General features: G+C 59.5%; 14 protein-coding genes. 9 read left to right on the top strand and 5 right to left on the bottom strand.

All coding sequences use genetic code 11. The features are described 5' to 3' along the window. Positions 1-59: 59 nt before the first annotated feature. Positions 60-689: a response regulator gene (locus ABH912_RS23350; protein ID WP_429511770.1), complete on the bottom strand. Its 630-nt coding sequence runs from the start codon at positions 687-689 to the stop codon at positions 60-62. Then, positions 690-3,089 (bottom strand): PAS domain-containing sensor histidine kinase, encoded by a 2,400-nt coding sequence (locus ABH912_RS23345; RefSeq protein ID WP_429511769.1) that lies wholly within the window; start codon positions 3,087-3,089, stop codon positions 690-692. A gap of 73 nt (positions 3,090-3,162) precedes the next feature. Between ABH912_RS23345 and ABH912_RS23340 the strand changes: the two genes are divergently transcribed. After that, positions 3,163-4,155: an alpha/beta hydrolase family protein gene (locus tag ABH912_RS23340; protein WP_033056208.1), complete on the top strand. Its 993-nt coding sequence runs from the start codon at positions 3,163-3,165 to the stop codon at positions 4,153-4,155. Positions 4,156-4,198: 43 nt separating this feature from the next. Here ABH912_RS23340 and ABH912_RS23335 read toward each other — a convergent pair whose 3' ends face one another. From ABH912_RS23335 to ABH912_RS23325, 3 genes are read right to left on the bottom strand one after another with little or no spacing between them, the layout of a single operon-like run. Next, the gene (locus ABH912_RS23335; protein WP_429511768.1) at positions 4,199-4,966 is read right to left on the bottom strand and encodes a TerB family tellurite resistance protein; all 768 of its coding nucleotides are present in this window, start codon (positions 4,964-4,966) and stop codon (positions 4,199-4,201) included. Between the two features lies 1 nt (position 4,967). Further along, positions 4,968-5,639 carry an N-acetylmuramate alpha-1-phosphate uridylyltransferase MurU gene (gene murU, locus ABH912_RS23330; RefSeq protein ID WP_033056210.1) on the bottom strand — a complete coding sequence of 224 codons (672 nt, stop codon included), beginning with the start codon at positions 5,637-5,639 and terminating at the stop codon, positions 4,968-4,970. After that, entirely contained in the window at positions 5,636-6,655 is a 1,020-nt protein-coding gene (locus ABH912_RS23325; protein ID WP_033056211.1) for an aminoglycoside phosphotransferase family protein, read from the bottom strand. Before ABH912_RS23325 ends, murU begins: the two co-directional genes overlap by 4 nt. Before the next feature lie 130 nt (positions 6,656-6,785). Between ABH912_RS23325 and ABH912_RS23320 the strand changes: the two genes are divergently transcribed. From ABH912_RS23320 to ABH912_RS23285, 8 genes are all read left to right on the top strand, one after another. Next, positions 6,786-9,611 (top strand): LPS-assembly protein LptD, encoded by a 2,826-nt coding sequence (locus ABH912_RS23320; protein ID WP_429511767.1) that lies wholly within the window; start codon positions 6,786-6,788, stop codon positions 9,609-9,611. Further along, positions 9,592-10,908, top strand: coding sequence for a peptidylprolyl isomerase SurA (surA, locus tag ABH912_RS23315; protein WP_429511766.1), 1,317 nt, complete (start codon positions 9,592-9,594; stop codon positions 10,906-10,908). The genes ABH912_RS23320 and surA overlap by 20 nt, the downstream gene beginning before the upstream one ends. Then, positions 10,905-11,894, top strand: coding sequence for a 4-hydroxythreonine-4-phosphate dehydrogenase PdxA (gene pdxA, locus ABH912_RS23310; RefSeq protein WP_429511765.1), 990 nt, complete (start codon positions 10,905-10,907; stop codon positions 11,892-11,894). The genes surA and pdxA overlap by 4 nt, the downstream gene beginning before the upstream one ends. Beyond that, on the top strand, positions 11,891-12,709 hold the full coding sequence (gene rsmA / locus ABH912_RS23305; protein WP_046052364.1) for a 16S rRNA (adenine(1518)-N(6)/adenine(1519)-N(6))-dimethyltransferase RsmA: 819 nt from the start codon (positions 11,891-11,893) through the stop codon (positions 12,707-12,709). Before pdxA ends, rsmA begins: the two co-directional genes overlap by 4 nt. Positions 12,710-12,830: 121 nt before the next feature. Then, positions 12,831-13,211 carry a Co2+/Mg2+ efflux protein ApaG gene (gene apaG / locus ABH912_RS23300; protein ID WP_046052365.1) on the top strand — a complete coding sequence of 127 codons (381 nt, stop codon included), beginning with the start codon at positions 12,831-12,833 and terminating at the stop codon, positions 13,209-13,211. Beyond that, positions 13,211-14,092, top strand: coding sequence for a symmetrical bis(5'-nucleosyl)-tetraphosphatase (locus ABH912_RS23295; protein WP_033056217.1), 882 nt, complete (start codon positions 13,211-13,213; stop codon positions 14,090-14,092). The genes apaG and ABH912_RS23295 overlap by 1 nt, the downstream gene beginning before the upstream one ends. A gap of 33 nt (positions 14,093-14,125) precedes the next feature. Then, entirely contained in the window at positions 14,126-14,455 is a 330-nt protein-coding gene (glpE, locus tag ABH912_RS23290; RefSeq protein ID WP_008147200.1) for a thiosulfate sulfurtransferase GlpE, read from the top strand. Positions 14,456-14,751: 296 nt separating this feature from the next. Next, positions 14,752-16,674 (top strand): PrkA family serine protein kinase, encoded by a 1,923-nt coding sequence (locus tag ABH912_RS23285; RefSeq protein ID WP_033056218.1) that lies wholly within the window; start codon positions 14,752-14,754, stop codon positions 16,672-16,674. Positions 16,675-16,846 lie beyond the last annotated feature (172 nt).

The following is a 16,846-nucleotide window of genomic DNA, read 5'->3' as shown; positions in this document are numbered from 1 at the left end:
TTGCACTGAACCACCGCCATCGCGAGCAGGCTCACTCCTACAATGTTCGGTGGCGTGTCTTAGAGCAGTTTGTGCTCCATCGCGTACTTCACCAGTTCCGCCAGGGAGGTGATGTTGAGTTTCTGCATCAGCCGCGCCTTGTGGGTGCTGATGGTTTTACTGCTCAAGGCCAGTTGCTGGGCGATCTCGTTGACGTTGGCGCCTTGGGCCAGGCGTTCGAACACTGAGAATTCGCGCTCGGAGAGCAACGAGTGCAACGGTCGCGAATCGGTCAGGCCGACTTCGAAGACCATGCGGTCGGCCAGGTCCGGGTCAATGTAGCGCCCGCCCGCCGCGACCTTGCGGATTGCCGTCAGCAGCAGCGCCGGATCGCTATCCTTGGTCGCATAACCCGCGGCGCCGACCTTCAACGCACGGGCGGCCATTTGCGCTTCGTCGTGCATCGACAACACCAGAATCGCTGGCGGATTGTTCAGCGCGCGAATCCGCGGAATCGCCTCCAGACCGTTAACCCCGGGCATGGAGATGTCCAGCAAGACCACTTCGCAGGGAACATGACGCAAGGTCTCGAGCAACTGCTCGCCATTGCTCGCCTCCCCTACCACCAGCAAATCCTTGGCCAGGCCGATCAATTGCTTGATGCCTTCGCGGACGATGGTGTGGTCTTCGGCTACCAGTACACGGATCACTTACTTCTCCTCATCCAGCGGCACTCGTACGCTCAGGGTCGTGCCTTCACCCGGTTCACTCTCAAGCGACAACTGTCCGCCCATGATCAACACTCGCTCGCGCATGCCGACCACCCCGAAGGATGTTGACCTACCGGTGGCAGGGACAAATCCTACGCCATCATCGCTGACGGTCAGACACAACTCGTCGCCTTCCACCGCCAATGTCAGTTCGACAGTATGCGCCTGGGCATGGCGCATGACATTGGTCAGCGCTTCCTGGAGGATCCGGAACAGGCCAATCGCCTTGGCATCACTGAGCACCGGCAGGTTCTCCGGCACCTGCACCAGACACGGAATCTGCGTGCGCGCCTCGAATCGGCGGGCCTGCCACTCGATGGCCGAGGCGATCCCGGCGTCGAGAATCGGTGGCCGCAGTGCCGTGGCGACATCGCGAACCAGTTGGAACAGCTGAGCGATCAAACGCTTCATGCTGTTCAAACGTTCGTTCAGACCAGGGTCGAGCTGCGCGTAGGCCAGTTCGCACATGGAGGTTTCCAGCTTCAGCACGGTGAGCATCTGACCCAGTTCGTCGTGAACTTCCCGGGCGATTCGGGCCTTTTCCTCTTCCCGCACGCTCTCCAGGTGCGCGGACAACTCACGCAACTGCTCGCGAGAGCTGGCCAGCTCCAGTTCAATACGCTTGCTCTCGCTGATGTCCCAGACGATCCCGTCCCAGACATAGGCGCCGTCTTCGAGCCGGCGGGTGATGGCCTTGATTTCGGCCCAACGTTGTTCACCCGAACGGGTGAGAATCCGTCCCTGCCACGACCAGTCACTGTCGGTATCCAGCGCATGGTCCTGGGTTTGGTGATAACTGGCCTTGTCGTCCGGGTGCACCAGGCTGCGCAGGCCTTTATCGCGATGGGCCAGGGTGGCCGGTGAGTAACCCACCAGGCTCTCGCTGCCTTCACTGATGTAGGCAAAGTCGATCTGCCCCGTCACCGGCGCCCGTTCCAGACGAAAGACCAGCCCTGGAACGTTGGCGGCAATCCCTTGCAGACGCGCCTCGCTTTCTTGCAGCGCAGCCAATGCACGACGGCGCTCGGTGACGTCATTGAGGTAGACCACCAGGTATTCGCTGTCGCGAAACCGCAAAAAGCTCAGCGAAACATCCACCGGCAGGTTGCTGCCATCTGCCCGTACGCAGTTGGTTTCGAAACTTTGTGGGCCTTCCTCGCTGGCCCGGGCGCGTTTCCACAGGTTCAGCCAGCGATCCATGTGTAAGCCGGGCTCGAAGTCGATCAGCGGCCGATCAATGATCCCGCCTGCCGGATAACCCAGCATGGTTTCGGCCGCGCGATTGGCGTAGCGCACATGGCTGTCCCAGTTGACCCAAAGGATACCAACGGTGCTCTGGTCGATGGAAAACTGGGTGAGGCGCAACGCTTCTTCGCTGGCGGCACGCAGGGCAATGTCTTCGCGCGCGGCCCGCAAACGATGCTCAAGACTGTGCTGCTGCCGACGCTGCCAGAACACGATGGCCATGCTGCTCAGCATCATCACCGCCAACAGCAGACAGAGGTTTTGCCAGAACCCCGGGGACTCGGTCAGCCGCGGGTATTTAGGTTGCAGCCATTGGTTGTGCAGTTGCTCCAGGTCCTTGGCCGGGATCGCCCGCAAGGCGCTTTCGACGATGCCGGCCAGTTCCGGCCAATCCCGGCGCGTGGCCACCCGCAACAGTTGCGGCAAGCCGATATCGCCGACCACCACCAGCCCGGCGAATTCCGGTTCGGCGGACAAACGCCCCAGTTGCGCTTCGTCGACCACGGCGTAACTGGCCTGCTGACTCAGTAACAGTTGCAGTGCCTGGCGCTCGATCGGTACGCCTTGAAGGTTCAGGTGCGGGTAATTACTGCGCAGGTAATCGGCGGTGGCGCCGGGCATGCGCACGGCAACGCGGGTCTGGCTGTCGAGTTTTTCCAGCTCGACCACGCCGGTGCTTTTCTGGTCGCTGACCACCAGTTGCGGCACCCGCATATACGGGTCGGAAAACTGCCAGAGCCGCAGGCCACCGGGGGTTTGGGTCAGCCCCGGAGCGATGTCGATTTCACCCTCGCGCGCGGCGTCTTCCAGCTGCGCCAGATCGGGAAAGTTGCGCCAGCTCAGCTCGACTTTAAGCGCCTTGGCCAGCCACTTCATCAACTCGACATTGACCCCGGACAAACGCTGCAAACGGCGATCGTATTGGGCGTAGGGCACTTGCAGCACCAGCCCCACGCGCAATTCGCCATGTTGCGCCAGCCATTGCTGCTGGCCCGCGGACAATTGCGCGACGTGCACCGGCGGCGAGGGAGCCGCCCAGCCCATCAAGGGAAACCACAAACAGCCGATAACCCACAGGCAGCGAAAACGCATCATCGAAATCTCACACACTGACAAATACTGACCAACCCATTAGGCTGCCGGAATAACTTCTGGCCTGGAATATCCGATGCCCCCTGTCTACCGCCTGGCACTGCCAGCATTGTGCCTGTCGCTGATCCTGCCTTGCGCCTTTTCTGTCGAGGCCGCCGACCCGGTACCTGCCGCAACGGAAACACCCGCCGAAGAAAAACCGGTCGAGCGCCAGCCGCTGCTTGAGCGTAGTCAGGAAGAAGCGAACGCACTTGAGCGACAGATCCCGGCTCAGGAACAGCAGCAACTGCAAGCGGGCAGCGACACGTTTCTGGCCTTGTGGAAACCGGCCAATACCGCCGAACCCAAAGGCGCGGTGATTATCATCCCGGGCGCCGGCGAAACCGTTGACTGGCCGCAAGCAATCGGTCCATTGCGACGTAAATTGCCGGACGCCGAATGGAGCAGCCTGAGTATCACCTTGCCGGACCTGCAAAGCGATGCCATTGCGCCGCGTATCGTAGAAGTCGCCCCCACACCAAAAGCCGCTGACACCGGCAGCAAAGACTCGACCACCGCAGCGCCCATCGAACAAGCGGCGGGCGGTGAAGCAGAGGTGGCGGACAAGGTGATCGCCGAAACCACCGAGGAACAGGCCAAAGCCGACGCCGAACGAATCTTCGCCCGCATCGACGCCGCGATTGCCTACGCCGAACAGCAAAGCGCTCGCCGCATTGTCGTGCTAGGGCACGGTACTGGCGCTTACTGGGCCGCGCGCTACCTGAGCGAGAAGCAGCCTTCGCAAGTGGAGAAGTTTGTGATGGTCGCCGCTCAAATGCCGGCGAAAGCCAAACCAGAACTGGTCGAACTGACACCGACCCTGAAACTGCCCACCGCAGACATCTTCTATATGGACAAGCCGCAGGATCGCAACCTGGCACTGGAACGCTTGCAGGCCAGCAAACGCTTGAAGACTTCGGGATTCAGCCAGGTTTCGCTCAAGGCATTGCCGGGTAATTCCAAGGCTGAGCAAGAGCAGCTGTTCCGTCGGGTGCGGGGCTGGTTGAATCCGCAGAACGCGGTGAACTGATAGACCGCGCAGCGCCATCGTCGGATCGCGGCCTTACAGACCGCTACCGAAAATCCCGCCGCTCGCGAATCAATGTGTAGGCGCTATGCAGTTCGCGAGTCTTGTCAGTGGCTTCGCGCACCTGCAGCGCCGTCGCACCGCTGCCGGCGATCTTGTCCGGATGATGGCGACTCAGCAGGCGTCGATACGCACGCTTGATCTGCGCCGGCTCGCTGGTCGCCGAAACACCCAAAAGCCGCAGGGCATCCTGATAGGTCAGCGCAGTGCTGCTCTGTGCAAACTTGTGCTGTTCGTAATCGGCCGACAGCGCCTGCACCTGCCGCGTCGTCCAGCCCAGCCATTTACCCCACTGCCTGATCAACTCTCGCTCGGCGCTACCGGCGCGGCCATCCGCCCAGATCATCCGCCAACAGGCGCGCAAGACGCCTTCGGCCGCATGGGGCTGAGCGCTCAAGCGGCGCAAATAACCGCGCAACCGGTCATTTCCCGACTTGCCGCGATTGAACGCGGCAATGGCCCGACGCTGGGCCGACTCGGTCATGTCCAGTGAACGCATTTCCTGACGGGCCTGCTGGATGTGGCCCTCCACCACCCGCCCATCGCTCTTGGCCAGCCGCCCCAACAACACAAACAGCAGTTCATCGTTGCGCAGCACGGAGCGGCCACCGAGCCTTTCTCGCAAGTGCGCCCAGGTCTGTATGTGCAAGTGCCGATCCAGCACCTGCCCCAACAAGGCGCCCAGCATGGCCCCCGGAATGCTGGCGATGTAAAAGCCCGCTCCGGCTCCAATCAGAGTCCCTGGCCACAGCATGTCAGCGTCTCGCTTCTAACAGGGTTTCGACTTCAGCCAGACGTTCGTGAGTGCCAACATCCACCCAATGTCCATTCAAGTGCTCACCGGTGACGCGTCCATCGGCCATGGCCTTGCGCAGCAGCGGTGCAAGCTTGAAGGCGCCGTCGGAGCAACCGTCGAACAGCTGCGGGTGCAGGACCGCGATGCCGCTGTAGGTCAGGGTTGCAGTGTCCGGTTGACCGTCACGGACTTGCCCGTCGATCAGGCTGAAATCGCCAGTCGGGTGATGCGCAGGGTTATCCGCCAACACCAAATGCGCCAGCCCGGTGATGGGGTGGTGCAATACGCTGAAGTCGTAGTCGGTCCAGATGTCACCGTTGACCACCACAAAGGCCTCGTCACCCAGCAACGGCAGCGCGCGGAAAATCCCGCCTCCGGTTTCCAGCGGCTCACCTTCCGGTGAGTACTGAATACGTACGCCGTATTGCGAGCCATCGCCCAGGTAGTTTTCGATCAGCTGGCCGAGCCAGGCATGGTTGATCACCACCTCGGTAAACCCCGCCACCGCCAAGGCTTTCAAGTGATACTCGATCAACGGAATACCGCCCGCGCGAACCAGCGGTTTCGGCGTGGTCAGGGTCAGCGGGCGCATGCGCTCGCCCTTCCCTGCCGCCAGAATCATTGCCTTCATGCATTCACTCCAGCACGCAGACTCAGCAGCAACACATCCAGCTCGGCCAGTTCAGGACGGCGGGCGATCACAGCGTCTATATAAGCAAAGAAGCGCGGTACATCGCCAAGATAGCGCGGCTTGCCGTCGCGGTGGCAGATGCGGGCAAAGATGCCGATCACTTTCAGGTGCCGCTGCACGCCCATCAGGTCACTGGCACGCAGGAAATCTTCGAAGTCGGGCTGAACCGGGATCCCGAGATCGCCCGCTTGCTGCCAGTAAGCTTCCAGCCAACCATGCACACGCTCCTCGGGCCAGCTGAGGAACGCGTCCTTGAACAGGCAGGTCACGTCGTAGGTCACGGGACCATAGACGGCGTCCTGGAAATCCAGCACACCGGGATTGGGCTCGCTAAGCATCAGGTTGCGCGGCATGTAATCGCGGTGCACCAACACTTTAGGCTGGGCCAGTGCGCTGTCGATCAATAGCTCAGTCACGTTCTGCCAGAGCATTTGCTGCGCCGAGTCGAACTCGATGCCCAATTCGCGCTTCACGTACCATTCGGGGAACAATTCCAGCTCGCGACGCAGCAGCGCCACGTCATAACTTGGCAGCGGTGCAACCATCGGCAACTGCTGAAAAGCCAGCAGCGCTTGCAGGGCATCGTTGAACAAATCGTCGGCATTTTCGCTGTCGATCACGTCCAGATAAGTCTTGTTGCCCAGGTCATTGAGCAAAAGAAAACCACGTTCGAGGTCTTCGGCATAAATTTTCGGAACATTTATTCCGGATTTCGCCAGCAAAAAAGCGATATCCACGAAGGGTTTACAGTTTTCCTGGGGAGGTGGCGCGTCCATCACGACGAAGCTTCTGCCCTCGCCTTCCCAGCGGAAATAGCGTCGAAAACTCGCATCGCTACTGGCCGCGGTCAACGTGGCCGGGGGTACGGCACCCCAACCCTGTTCTGCAAAGAGGGCAGCCAATTGCTCATCGAGCCAAACTTTCAGGTGTTGCAAACGTACATCTTGGTCAGGCATTGCAAGGGTCTCCGACGGCGCTAGCCGTCAAGCGGGTCATGCTTTATTATCCAGCATCTTTTTCAGACCATCGAGAGGCGTGCGGCCCACACCGCGGGCAGATGGCACGCAGGAAGCCCGGACTAATAAGATGGCATTGAAATCCCCCGCGTTTCGTAAAAAATTTCCGTTGTTGGTTACCGGCAGTCTGCTGGCCCTGCAACCTCTAGCCACTTCGTTCGTGGTCGCCGCGGAACAGTATGACTGCTCAGTCTCTGCTTCGGGGGCCTGGAACTGTGCGCCAAAATCTCCAGCAGCTGCGCTGCCACCTCGCCCCGTCCATGACGGCAGCGCGGCGGTCAGCACGAGCGGCGAGACTCCGGCTGACAGCGGTTCAAGTCAAGACACCGGCGCCAAGCCTGTGCTGGTGACCGAATCCAAGGGCCGTGGCCTGAAGTCGCGTAGCGAAGACTACAGTCACCTCGATTGGGTTCCACGCGAGAAGCTCACTGCAGCGCAATTGGCCGAAACCGGTCCTTACTGCTCTGGTTCCTATATCGAACCGATTCGTCCTGGCATGAATGACAAGACGAATAAAAGTGACGCTCCGACCTTTCTCGGCGCCAAAGCCTCTCGCTATAAGCAGGATGAGCAGGTCGCGACCCTGGCCGGTGACGTGGTCATGCGTCAGGGCAGCATGCAGGTCGAAGCCGACGAAGCGAATCTTTACCAGGCCGAGAGCCGTGGCGAACTGAGCGGCAACGTCCGTGTTCGCGACAACGGCGCGCTGATCGTGGGCGACCACGCCGACGTGCAGCTCGACACCGGCGAAGCCAAGGTCGACAACGCTGAATACGTGATGCACAAATCCCGTATCCGCGGTAATGCGCTGTACGCCAAACGTGCCGAGAACGCGATCATCCGCCTCAAGGATGGTACGTACACCACGTGCGAACCGAACAGCAACGCCTGGCAGCTCAAGGGCAACAACATCACCTTGAACCCGGCCACCGGCTTCGGTACCGCGACCAACGTGACGCTGCGGGTCAAGGACATTCCGGTTCTGTACACGCCATACATCTATTTCCCGATCGACGACCGTCGCCAGTCCGGCTTCCTGCCGCCGACCATCGGCACCGGCAGCGATACCGGCTTCATGCTGGTCACACCGTATTACTTCAACCTGGCACCGAACTACGATGCCACGTTGTACCCGCGCTACATGGCCAAGCACGGGCTGTTGATGGAAGGCGAATTCCGTTACCTGACCCCGTCCAGCGAAGGTCAGTTCGGTGCTGCGTACCTCAACGACGAATCCAACGATCGCGACAAACAGACCGACGCCGAAAAAACCCGCTACATGTACAACTGGCAGCACAAAGGTGGCCTCGACTCGCGCGTCTTCACGCAAGTCGACTACACCAAGATCAGCGATCCGTATTACTTCCAGGATCTGCAGACTGACCAGATTGGCGTGAAAAGCACGGATTACGTGAATCAGCAGGGTTCTGTCAGCTATCGTGGCGACAGCTATGTCGCTCGCATTAACGCTCAGGCATATCAGCTGGCGACCGTTTCAAACATCACGCCGTATGACCGCTTGCCGCAGATCACCTTTGACGGTGCGCTGCCGGTACATCCGGGCGGCCTGAATTTCGCATACAACACGGAAATCGTGCGGTTTGATCGGGATTTGAAAACCGGCAATTACATAGATGAAGATGGCGGGCCGCTTAATGCGGATGGCACCATCGGTAGTCCACGTCTTGATACCAACGTTTTCGGCCTGGCCCGGGCCAACGGCAATCGTCTCAACGTAGCTCCGGTTGTCAGCTACCCGATGAATGCGTCTTATGGTTTCATCAAACCATCGCTCAAATATCAATACACGCAATACGATCTGGATCTCGATAGCAAAGGCAAAGCTGACATCGCCAGCCAAAGCGCTGAAGCCGATCGACTCAATGGCACCTTCGGCAGCAACCAAAGCCGTGGCGTGCCAATCGCCAGCATCGATAGCGGCCTGTATTTCGATCGCAACACCAACTGGTTCGGAAAAAACTATCGCCAGACCCTGGAACCGCGCCTGTACTATCTCTATGTACCTGAGAAAGACCAGTCCGACATTCCAGTCTTCGACACCGGCGAATACACCTTCAACTACGCGTCGCTGTTCCGTGACAACCGCTTCTCTGGCTCCGACCGTGTTGGCGACGAGAACAAATTGTCCCTGGGCATTACCAACCGCTGGATCGAAGACAACGGCTTCGAACGTCAACGCATCAGCGTCGGCCAGGCCTTGTACTTCAAGGACCGTGAAGTCCAGTTGCCGGGGATCGACGCGAAAACCCGCGACGACGCACACGCCAACGTTTCGCCCTATGCGCTGGAATACGAATATCGCTGGAACCGCGATTGGCGCACCACGGCCGATTACAACTGGGACCCTGACAGCCGCAGCCCTCGCTCGGGCAGCGCGATGTTCCACTACCAGCCTGAAGACAACCCGAACAAGGTCATCAACGCCGGCTATCGCTATCGCAATGACCAGGTCCGTTACGACCAGACCACCGGTAAATGGTCCGTCGGCGGCGGTGACTATGGCACCCCAGGCCAACCTGGCTACGTGAAGGACTACTACAAAATCGAACAGCACGATTTCTCGGTGATCTGGCCGATCGTGCCGCAATGGAACGCCATCAGCCGCTGGCAGTATGACTACAACCGTAACCGTACCCTGGAAGCTTTCGGTGGTTTCGAGTACGACAACTGCTGCTGGAAACTGCGCCTGATCAACCGTTACTGGGTTTCTTATGACGAATTCAGTCAGGAAGCCCCGCAAAACGAAAAAGGCGACCACGGCGTCTTCCTACAAATCGTTCTGAAAGGTCTCGGCGGCCTCACCGGCGCCAAAGTAGAGAGCTTCCTCGACAAAGGCATCCAAGGTTATCGTGAACGTGAAGACCAAGCTTTCTGATTGTCTGCGCCCGCTAGTGCTGGGCGCGCTGTTCCTGGGTACCGCGGCGAACGCCGCGGTGCAGTCCATCGATAAAGTGGTGGCCATTGTCGACAACGACGTGGTCATGCAGAGCCAACTGGACCAACGCGTTCATGAGGTTCAGCAAACCATCGCCAAGCGTGGTTCCGCCGTACCGCCGGCCAACGTGCTGAATCAGCAGGTACTTGAACGTCTGATCGTCGAAAACCTGCAACTGCAGATCGGCGAGCGTTCCGGCATCCGCATTACCGATGAAGAGTTGAACCAGGCTGTCGGCACCATTGCCCAGCGCAATAACATGTCGATCGAGCAATTTCGCACCGCCCTGACTCGCGACGGTCTGTCTTATGAAGACGCCCGCGACCAGATTCGCCGCGAGATGGTCATCAGCCGTGTGCGTCAGCGTCGCGTGGCCGAGCGTATCCAGGTTTCCGAACAGGAAGTGAAGAACTTCCTCGCTTCCGACCTTGGCAAAATGCAGCTGTCCGAAGAATTCCGTCTGGCCAACATCCTGATTCCTACGCCGGAAAGCGCCAACTCCGACGCGATTCAGAGTGCGGCCAAACAAGCGGACGCGGTCTACCAGCAGCTCAAGCAAGGCGCTGACTTCGGTCAGTTGGCAATCGCCAAATCCGCCAGCGAAACCGCACTGGAAGGTGGCGACATGGGCTGGCGTAAAGCCGGTCAACTGCCACCTCCGTTCGATCGCATGCTGAGCACCATGGCTGTCGGCGACATTACCCAGCCAATGCGCACACCCGGTGGCTTCATCATCCTGAAGATCCTCGACAAGCGTGGCGGCGAAACCCAGACACGCGATGAAGTGCACGTGCGTCATATCCTGGTCAAGCCGAGCCCGATCCGCGACGAAGCAAAAACCAAGGCGCTGGCTGAGTCGCTCTACACCCGTATCGAAGCGGGCGAAGATTTCGGCGAGCTGGCGAAAAGCTTCTCGGAAGATCCGGGTTCCGCCCTCAACGGTGGCGACCTGAACTGGGTCGACCCAAATGCATTGGTGCCTGAATTCCGCGAAGTGATGGCCAAGACCCCACAAGGTCAGCTGTCCAAGCCGTTCCAGACCCAATATGGCTGGCACGTTCTGGAAGTCCTTGGCCGCCGCGCCACGGACAGCACCACCCAGGCCCGCGAGCAGCAAGCAATGACCGTATTGCGTAACCGCAAATATGATGAAGAGCTGCAAACCTGGCTGCGTCAGATCCGTGACGAAGCGTACGTAGAGATCAAACTCCCTGGTGCAGACCAGGCAGCGCAGTGAAACCCAAACGTTTCGCGCTGACACCCGGTGAACCGGCCGGCATAGGTCCTGACCTGTGCCTGCTGCTCGCCTCGCAAGCCCAGCCACATCCCCTGATTGCCATTACCAGCCACGACCTGCTCCTTGAGCGGGCCGTGCAGCTGGGTGTGGTTGTCGATTTGCTGCCGGTCACTCCGGACAGCTGGCCGGATGTACCCGCGCCAGCCAACAGCCTGTATGTCTGGGATACACCGCTCAACGCCAAGGTCACCGCCGGGCAACTGGACAAGGCCAACGCGGCTTTCGTTCTGGAAACCCTGACCCGAGCGGGTCAAGGCTGCCTGGACGGGCATTTTGCCGGCATGATCACGGCGCCTGTGCACAAGGGCGTGATCAATGAATCCGGGATCGCCTTTTCCGGGCACACAGAATTTCTCGCCGACCTGACCCATACCGCCCAAGTGGTGATGATGCTCGCCACTCGCGGATTGCGCGTGGCACTGGTCACCACTCACCTGCCTCTTCGCGAGATTGCCGATGCGATCACGCCGGAGCGTCTGGAACGGGTCACGCGAATCCTGCACGCCGATCTACAAGAAAAATTCGGCATTGCCCGGCCACGCATCCTCGTGTGTGGGCTCAACCCCCATGCCGGCGAAGGCGGACACCTGGGCCATGAAGAAATCGACATTATCGAACCTACATTAGAGCGCCTGCGCGGCGAAGGAATGGACCTTCGTGGCCCCCTGCCCGCCGACACTCTGTTTACCCCCAAGTATCTGGAGCACTGCGATGCAGTGCTGGCGATGTACCACGACCAGGGCCTGCCTGTGCTGAAGTACAAAGGCTTCGGCGCGGCAGTCAACGTGACCCTCGGCTTGCCGATCATCCGCACATCGGTCGACCACGGCACTGCCCTGGACCTGGCCGGCAGCGGCAAAATCGATACCGGCAGCCTGCAAGTCGCCCTGGAAACCGCCTACCAGATGGCCGAGACCCGTTTATGACCGAGCATTACCAACACCGGGCGCGCAAGCGCTTCGGCCAGAACTTCCTGCACGATGCCGGCGTTATCGACCGCATCCTGCGCGCCATCCACGCCAAGCCCGAAGACCGTCTGCTGGAAATCGGCCCTGGCCAGGGTGCGCTGACTCAAGGCCTGCTAAACAGCGGCGCCCAGCTGGACGTGGTGGAACTGGACAAGGATCTGATCCCGATCCTCAACCAGCAATTTGCCAGCAAGAGCAATTTCAACCTGCATCAGGGCGACGCGCTGAAGTTCGACTTCACCAGCCTGAACGCTGCGCCGAACAGCCTGCGGGTGGTCGGCAACCTGCCATACAACATCTCTACGCCGCTGATATTTCACCTGCTGCATAACGCCAGCCTGATTCGCGACATGCATTTCATGTTGCAAAAAGAAGTGGTCGAGCGCCTGGCAGCAGGCCCTGGCGGTGGTGACTGGGGTCGCTTGTCGATCATGGTTCAGTATCACTGCCGGGTTGAGCACCTGTTCAACGTTGGCCCGGGCGCGTTCAATCCGCCGCCCAAAGTCGATTCGGCTATCGTGCGTCTGGTGCCCCACGCGGTGCTGCCGCACCCGGCCAAGGATCACAAGCTGTTGGAGCGTGTCGTGCGCGAAGCCTTTAACCAGCGCCGCAAGACCCTGCGCAACACCCTCAAGCTGCTGCTGAGCAACGCTGAAATCGAAGCCGCTGGCGTTGATGGCAGCCTGCGCCCCGAACAGCTCGATCTGGCCGCCTTCGTGCGCCTGGCCGACAAGCTCAGCGAACAAGTCTTACAGGCGCCCGCCGCCGACTGACAGGCAATGAGCGTTATCGGGTAGGACACCAGCCTTCATGTCTGGTTTACTACCCGATACTTGGCCTAGACTGAGTTCTATCAGCTACGCCCCGCGTTCCGCTTCGTTTAAGGCCTCTTGCATGTCCGATCCTCGTTACCAGGTCGACGTCAGCGTCGTCACCCGCTATCTGGCAGAACAATCGCAACCCGAGCAAAACCGCTTTGCCTTCGCCTACACCATTACCGTGCACAACAATGGCGAGCTACCGGCCAAACTGTTGTCGCGGCACTGGGTGATCACCGACGGTGACGGGCATGTCGAAGAGGTTCGTGGTGCGGGCGTTGTTGGCCAGCAACCGTTGATCGACGTGGGCGAAAGCCACACCTACAGCAGCGGCACCGTCATGACCTCCAAGGTCGGCACGATGCAGGGCACTTATGAAATGGTTGCCGATGACGGCAAACACTTCGACGCCATCATCGCCCCATTCCGTCTGGCGGTGCCCGGAGCCCTGCACTGATGGCAACGTACGCCGTCGGCGATCTGCAGGGCTGCCTTCAAGCACTGCAATGCCTGCTCAAGCAAGTCGCCTTCGACCCGACACGGGATCGTCTGTGGCTGGTCGGCGATCTGGTCAACCGTGGCCCACAGTCGCTGGACACCTTGCGCTTCCTCTATAGCATCCGCGAATCGCTGGTGTGCGTGCTCGGTAACCATGACCTGCACTTGCTGGCGGCCGGGAAAAACATCGAACGCTTGAAGAAGTCCGACACCCTGCTCGAGATTCTCGCAGCGCCCGATTGTGCGGAACTGCTGGAGTGGCTGCGTCAGCAAAAGCTCCTGCACTACGACGAACAGCGCGATGTCGCGCTGGTACATGCGGGCATTCCACCCCAATGGTCACTGCGCAAGGCCTTGAAGCATGCCGCCGAAGTCGAGACGGCATTGCGCGATGACAACCTGTTGCCGCCCTACCTCGATGGCATGTACGGCAACGATCCGGCGAAATGGGACAGCGACCTCAAAGGCGTGACACGCCTGCGGGTGATCACCAACTATTTCACCCGCATGCGGTTTTGTACCGCCGAGGGCAAGCTTGACCTCAAAAGCAAGGAAGGCCTCGACAATGCGCCACCGGGCTACAAACCCTGGTTTCAGCACAAAGAGCGCAAGACCAAGGGCCTGAAGATCATCTTCGGCCACTGGGCCGCTCTGGAAGGCCAATGCAATGAGCCGGGCATCTCTGCCCTCGACACCGGTTGTGTCTGGGGTGGCGCCCTGACCCTCATGAATGTCGACAGCGGTGAACGCCTGTCTTGCAAATGCGACGAGCATGGCCTTGCCCTGCCGCCAGTCGCCGCACTTATCCCCGAACCATCGTCAGCAAGCGCCCCGCGCTAGACTGCGCTTTCAGCCGAGCCACAGGAGCCCGCCATGAGCGAATTCAAACGTATCCCCCCGGAACAGGCCCAAGCCCTGCGCGAACAAGGCGCGGTGGTGGTCGATGTTCGCGACCCAGCGACCTTCGCAGCACTGCACATCGCCGGCTCGAAGCATCTGGATAACCACTCCATCTCGGATTTCATCCGCGCTGCCGACCTCGACGCACCGACAGTGGTGGTCTGCTACCACGGCAATTCCAGCCAGAGCGCCGCTGCGTACCTCATTAGTCAGGGCTTCTCCGACGTCTACAGCATGGATGGCGGTTTTGAGCTGTGGCGTACGACTTATCCTTCGGAAACGGCGCAAGGCACTTCCGAATAATTTTTTTGTAACGCGCAAGCCCCGGCCCCCGCGGGCTCGCGCGGTGGCAGACGAACGGTCTGCCACAACTAATTACGTATCTCGCCTTTACCTGCCGAATTCCCAACTATCCTTAAGCGCAGGCCATCCAAAACAGGGGAGAGCCGGTACACCGGCGCGCGGGTCATCGGGAGTAGCTTTCGGGGTAGTCAGCTTCGAAAGATTTCTGGGGGGTAAACAGCGACTGCATATTCGGTCGCTGCCAGCATCGACTGAATGATCCGGCGTCGGCTCCACGTATCGAGCGAGGTGACGTCATGAGTATCTTTAGCCACTTCCAACAACGCTTCGAGTCCACACGCCAGGAAGAACTCTCGCTGCAAGAGTATCTTGAACTGTGCAAAAGCGACCGCAGCGCCTACGCCTCCGCCGCCGAGCGTCTGTTACTGGCCATCGGCGAGCCGGAACTTCTCGACACCTCGGCCAACTCGAGGCTGTCGCGGATCTTCTCCAACAAGGTGATCCGCCGCTATCCGGCCTTTGAAGACTTCCATGGGATGGAAGAATGCATTGACCAGATCGTGTCGTATTTCCGCCATGCCGCTCAGGGCCTGGAAGAGAAGAAACAGATTCTCTATTTGCTCGGCCCTGTGGGTGGCGGTAAATCGTCCCTGGCCGAGAAGCTGAAACAGCTGATCGAAAAAGTGCCCTTCTACGCGATCAAGGGCTCGCCGGTATTCGAATCGCCTCTGGGTCTGTTCAACGCCACCGAAGATGGCGCGATCCTCGAGGAAGACTTCGGCATTCCACGGCGCTACCTCAACACCATCATGTCGCCATGGGCTACCAAACGCCTGGCCGAATTCGGCGGCGACATCAGCCAGTTCCGCGTGGTGAAGCTCTATCCGTCGATCCTCAACCAGATCGCCGTGGCCAAAACCGAACCGGGAGATGAAAACAACCAGGACATCTCGGCGCTGGTGGGTAAGGTCGATATCCGCAAACTCGAAGAATTCCCGCAGAACGACGCCGACGCCTACAGCTACTCGGGCGCACTGTGCCGGGCCAACCAGGGCCTGATGGAATTCGTCGAAATGTTCAAGGCACCGATCAAGGTGCTGCACCCACTGCTGACTGCCACCCAGGAAGGCAACTACAACAGTACCGAAGGTCTGGGGGCGATTCCGTTTACCGGGATCCTGCTGGCCCACTCCAACGAATCGGAATGGCACACCTTCCGTAACAACAAGAACAACGAAGCCTTCATCGACCGGATCTACATCGTCAAAGTGCCGTACTGCCTGCGGGTCAGCGACGAAGTGAAGATCTACGACAAGCTTCTGTTCAACAGCTCCCTGGCCAAGGCTCACTGTGCGCCTGACACCCTGAAGATGCTTGCCCAGTTCACCGTACTCTCGCGCCTGAAAGAGCCGGAAAACTCCAACATCTACTCCAAAATGCGCGTGTATGACGGCGAAAACCTCAAGGATACCGATCCGAAGGCCAAGTCGATCCAGGAATACCGTGACAACGCGGGTGTCGATGAAGGCATGAACGGCCTGTCGACCCGGTTCGCGTTCAAGATCCTGTCGAAAGTGTTCAACTTTGATCCGCACGAAATCGCCGCCAACCCGGTGCATTTGCTTTACGTGCTGGAACAACAGATCGAACAGGAACAATTCCAGGCGGAAACCCGCGAACGCTATCTGCGCTTCCTCAAGGAGTACCTGGCACCGCGCTATATCGAGTTCATCGGCAAGGAAATCCAGACCGCCTACCTCGAGTCTTACAGCGAGTACGGCCAGAACATCTTCGATCGTTATGTGCTGTACGCCGACTTCTGGATCCAGGACCAGGAATACCGCGACCCGGAAACCGGCGAGATCCTCAACCGCGTAGCGCTGAACGAAGAACTGGAGAAAATCGAAAAACCGGCCGGCATCAGCAATCCGAAGGATTTCCGCAACGAAATCGTCAACTTCGTGCTGCGCGCCCGGGCCAACAACAACGGCAAAAACCCGACCTGGCTCAGCTACGAAAAACTGCGGGTGGTCATCGAGAAAAAAATGTTCTCCAACACCGAGGACCTCCTGCCAGTCATCAGCTTCAATGCCAAGGCCAGCAAAGAGGACCAGCAGAAACACAACGACTTCGTCACACGGATGGTCGAGCGGGGCTACACCGACAAACAGGTACGACTGCTGTCCGAGTGGTACCTGCGGGTCAGAAAATCACAATAACCCGCTGCCGGTCAGACCGGTTGTCGTCAGCCAGAGGCCTGTGTGCGCATTTTCTGTTACACAGACCTCTGGAAGGTGTTCGAAAGTCGGTAGCGAGGTTCAGGCAGCGTCCAAAAGCGCTTGGGGGAGCGTGAACATCCCTTGGCACCGTCGATGCTGCATAACCGCTCGC

It is taken from the genome of Pseudomonas sp. BT76 TE3572 (genome assembly GCF_050435365.1).
In the GTDB taxonomy this organism is placed as follows: domain Bacteria; phylum Pseudomonadota; class Gammaproteobacteria; order Pseudomonadales; family Pseudomonadaceae; genus Aquipseudomonas; species Aquipseudomonas fluorescens_W.
This window is presented reverse-complemented; position numbering and strand designations above follow the sequence as displayed.

Bases quoted from the DNA above. Each gene is read 5' to 3' on its own strand.
- ABH912_RS23335 (WP_429511768.1), bottom strand. From the start codon at position 4,966: ATGCTGTGGCCAGGGACTCTGATTGGAGCCGGAGCGGGCTTTTACATC.
- murU (WP_033056210.1), bottom strand. From the start codon at position 5,639: ATGAAGGCAATGATTCTGGCGGCAGGGAAGGGCGAGCGCATGCGCCCG.
- ABH912_RS23345 (WP_429511769.1), bottom strand. From the start codon at position 3,089: ATGATGCGTTTTCGCTGCCTGTGGGTTATCGGCTGTTTGTGGTTTCCC.
- glpE (WP_008147200.1), top strand. From the start codon at position 14,126: ATGAGCGAATTCAAACGTATCCCCCCGGAACAGGCCCAAGCCCTGCGC.
- ABH912_RS23340 (WP_033056208.1), top strand. From the start codon at position 3,163: ATGCCCCCTGTCTACCGCCTGGCACTGCCAGCATTGTGCCTGTCGCTG.
- apaG (WP_046052365.1), top strand. From the start codon at position 12,831: ATGTCCGATCCTCGTTACCAGGTCGACGTCAGCGTCGTCACCCGCTAT.
- ABH912_RS23285 (WP_033056218.1), top strand. From the start codon at position 14,752: ATGAGTATCTTTAGCCACTTCCAACAACGCTTCGAGTCCACACGCCAG.
- ABH912_RS23320 (WP_429511767.1), top strand. From the start codon at position 6,786: ATGGCATTGAAATCCCCCGCGTTTCGTAAAAAATTTCCGTTGTTGGTT.
- rsmA (WP_046052364.1), top strand. From the start codon at position 11,891: ATGACCGAGCATTACCAACACCGGGCGCGCAAGCGCTTCGGCCAGAAC.
- ABH912_RS23325 (WP_033056211.1), bottom strand. From the start codon at position 6,655: ATGCCTGACCAAGATGTACGTTTGCAACACCTGAAAGTTTGGCTCGAT.
- ABH912_RS23295 (WP_033056217.1), top strand. From the start codon at position 13,211: ATGGCAACGTACGCCGTCGGCGATCTGCAGGGCTGCCTTCAAGCACTG.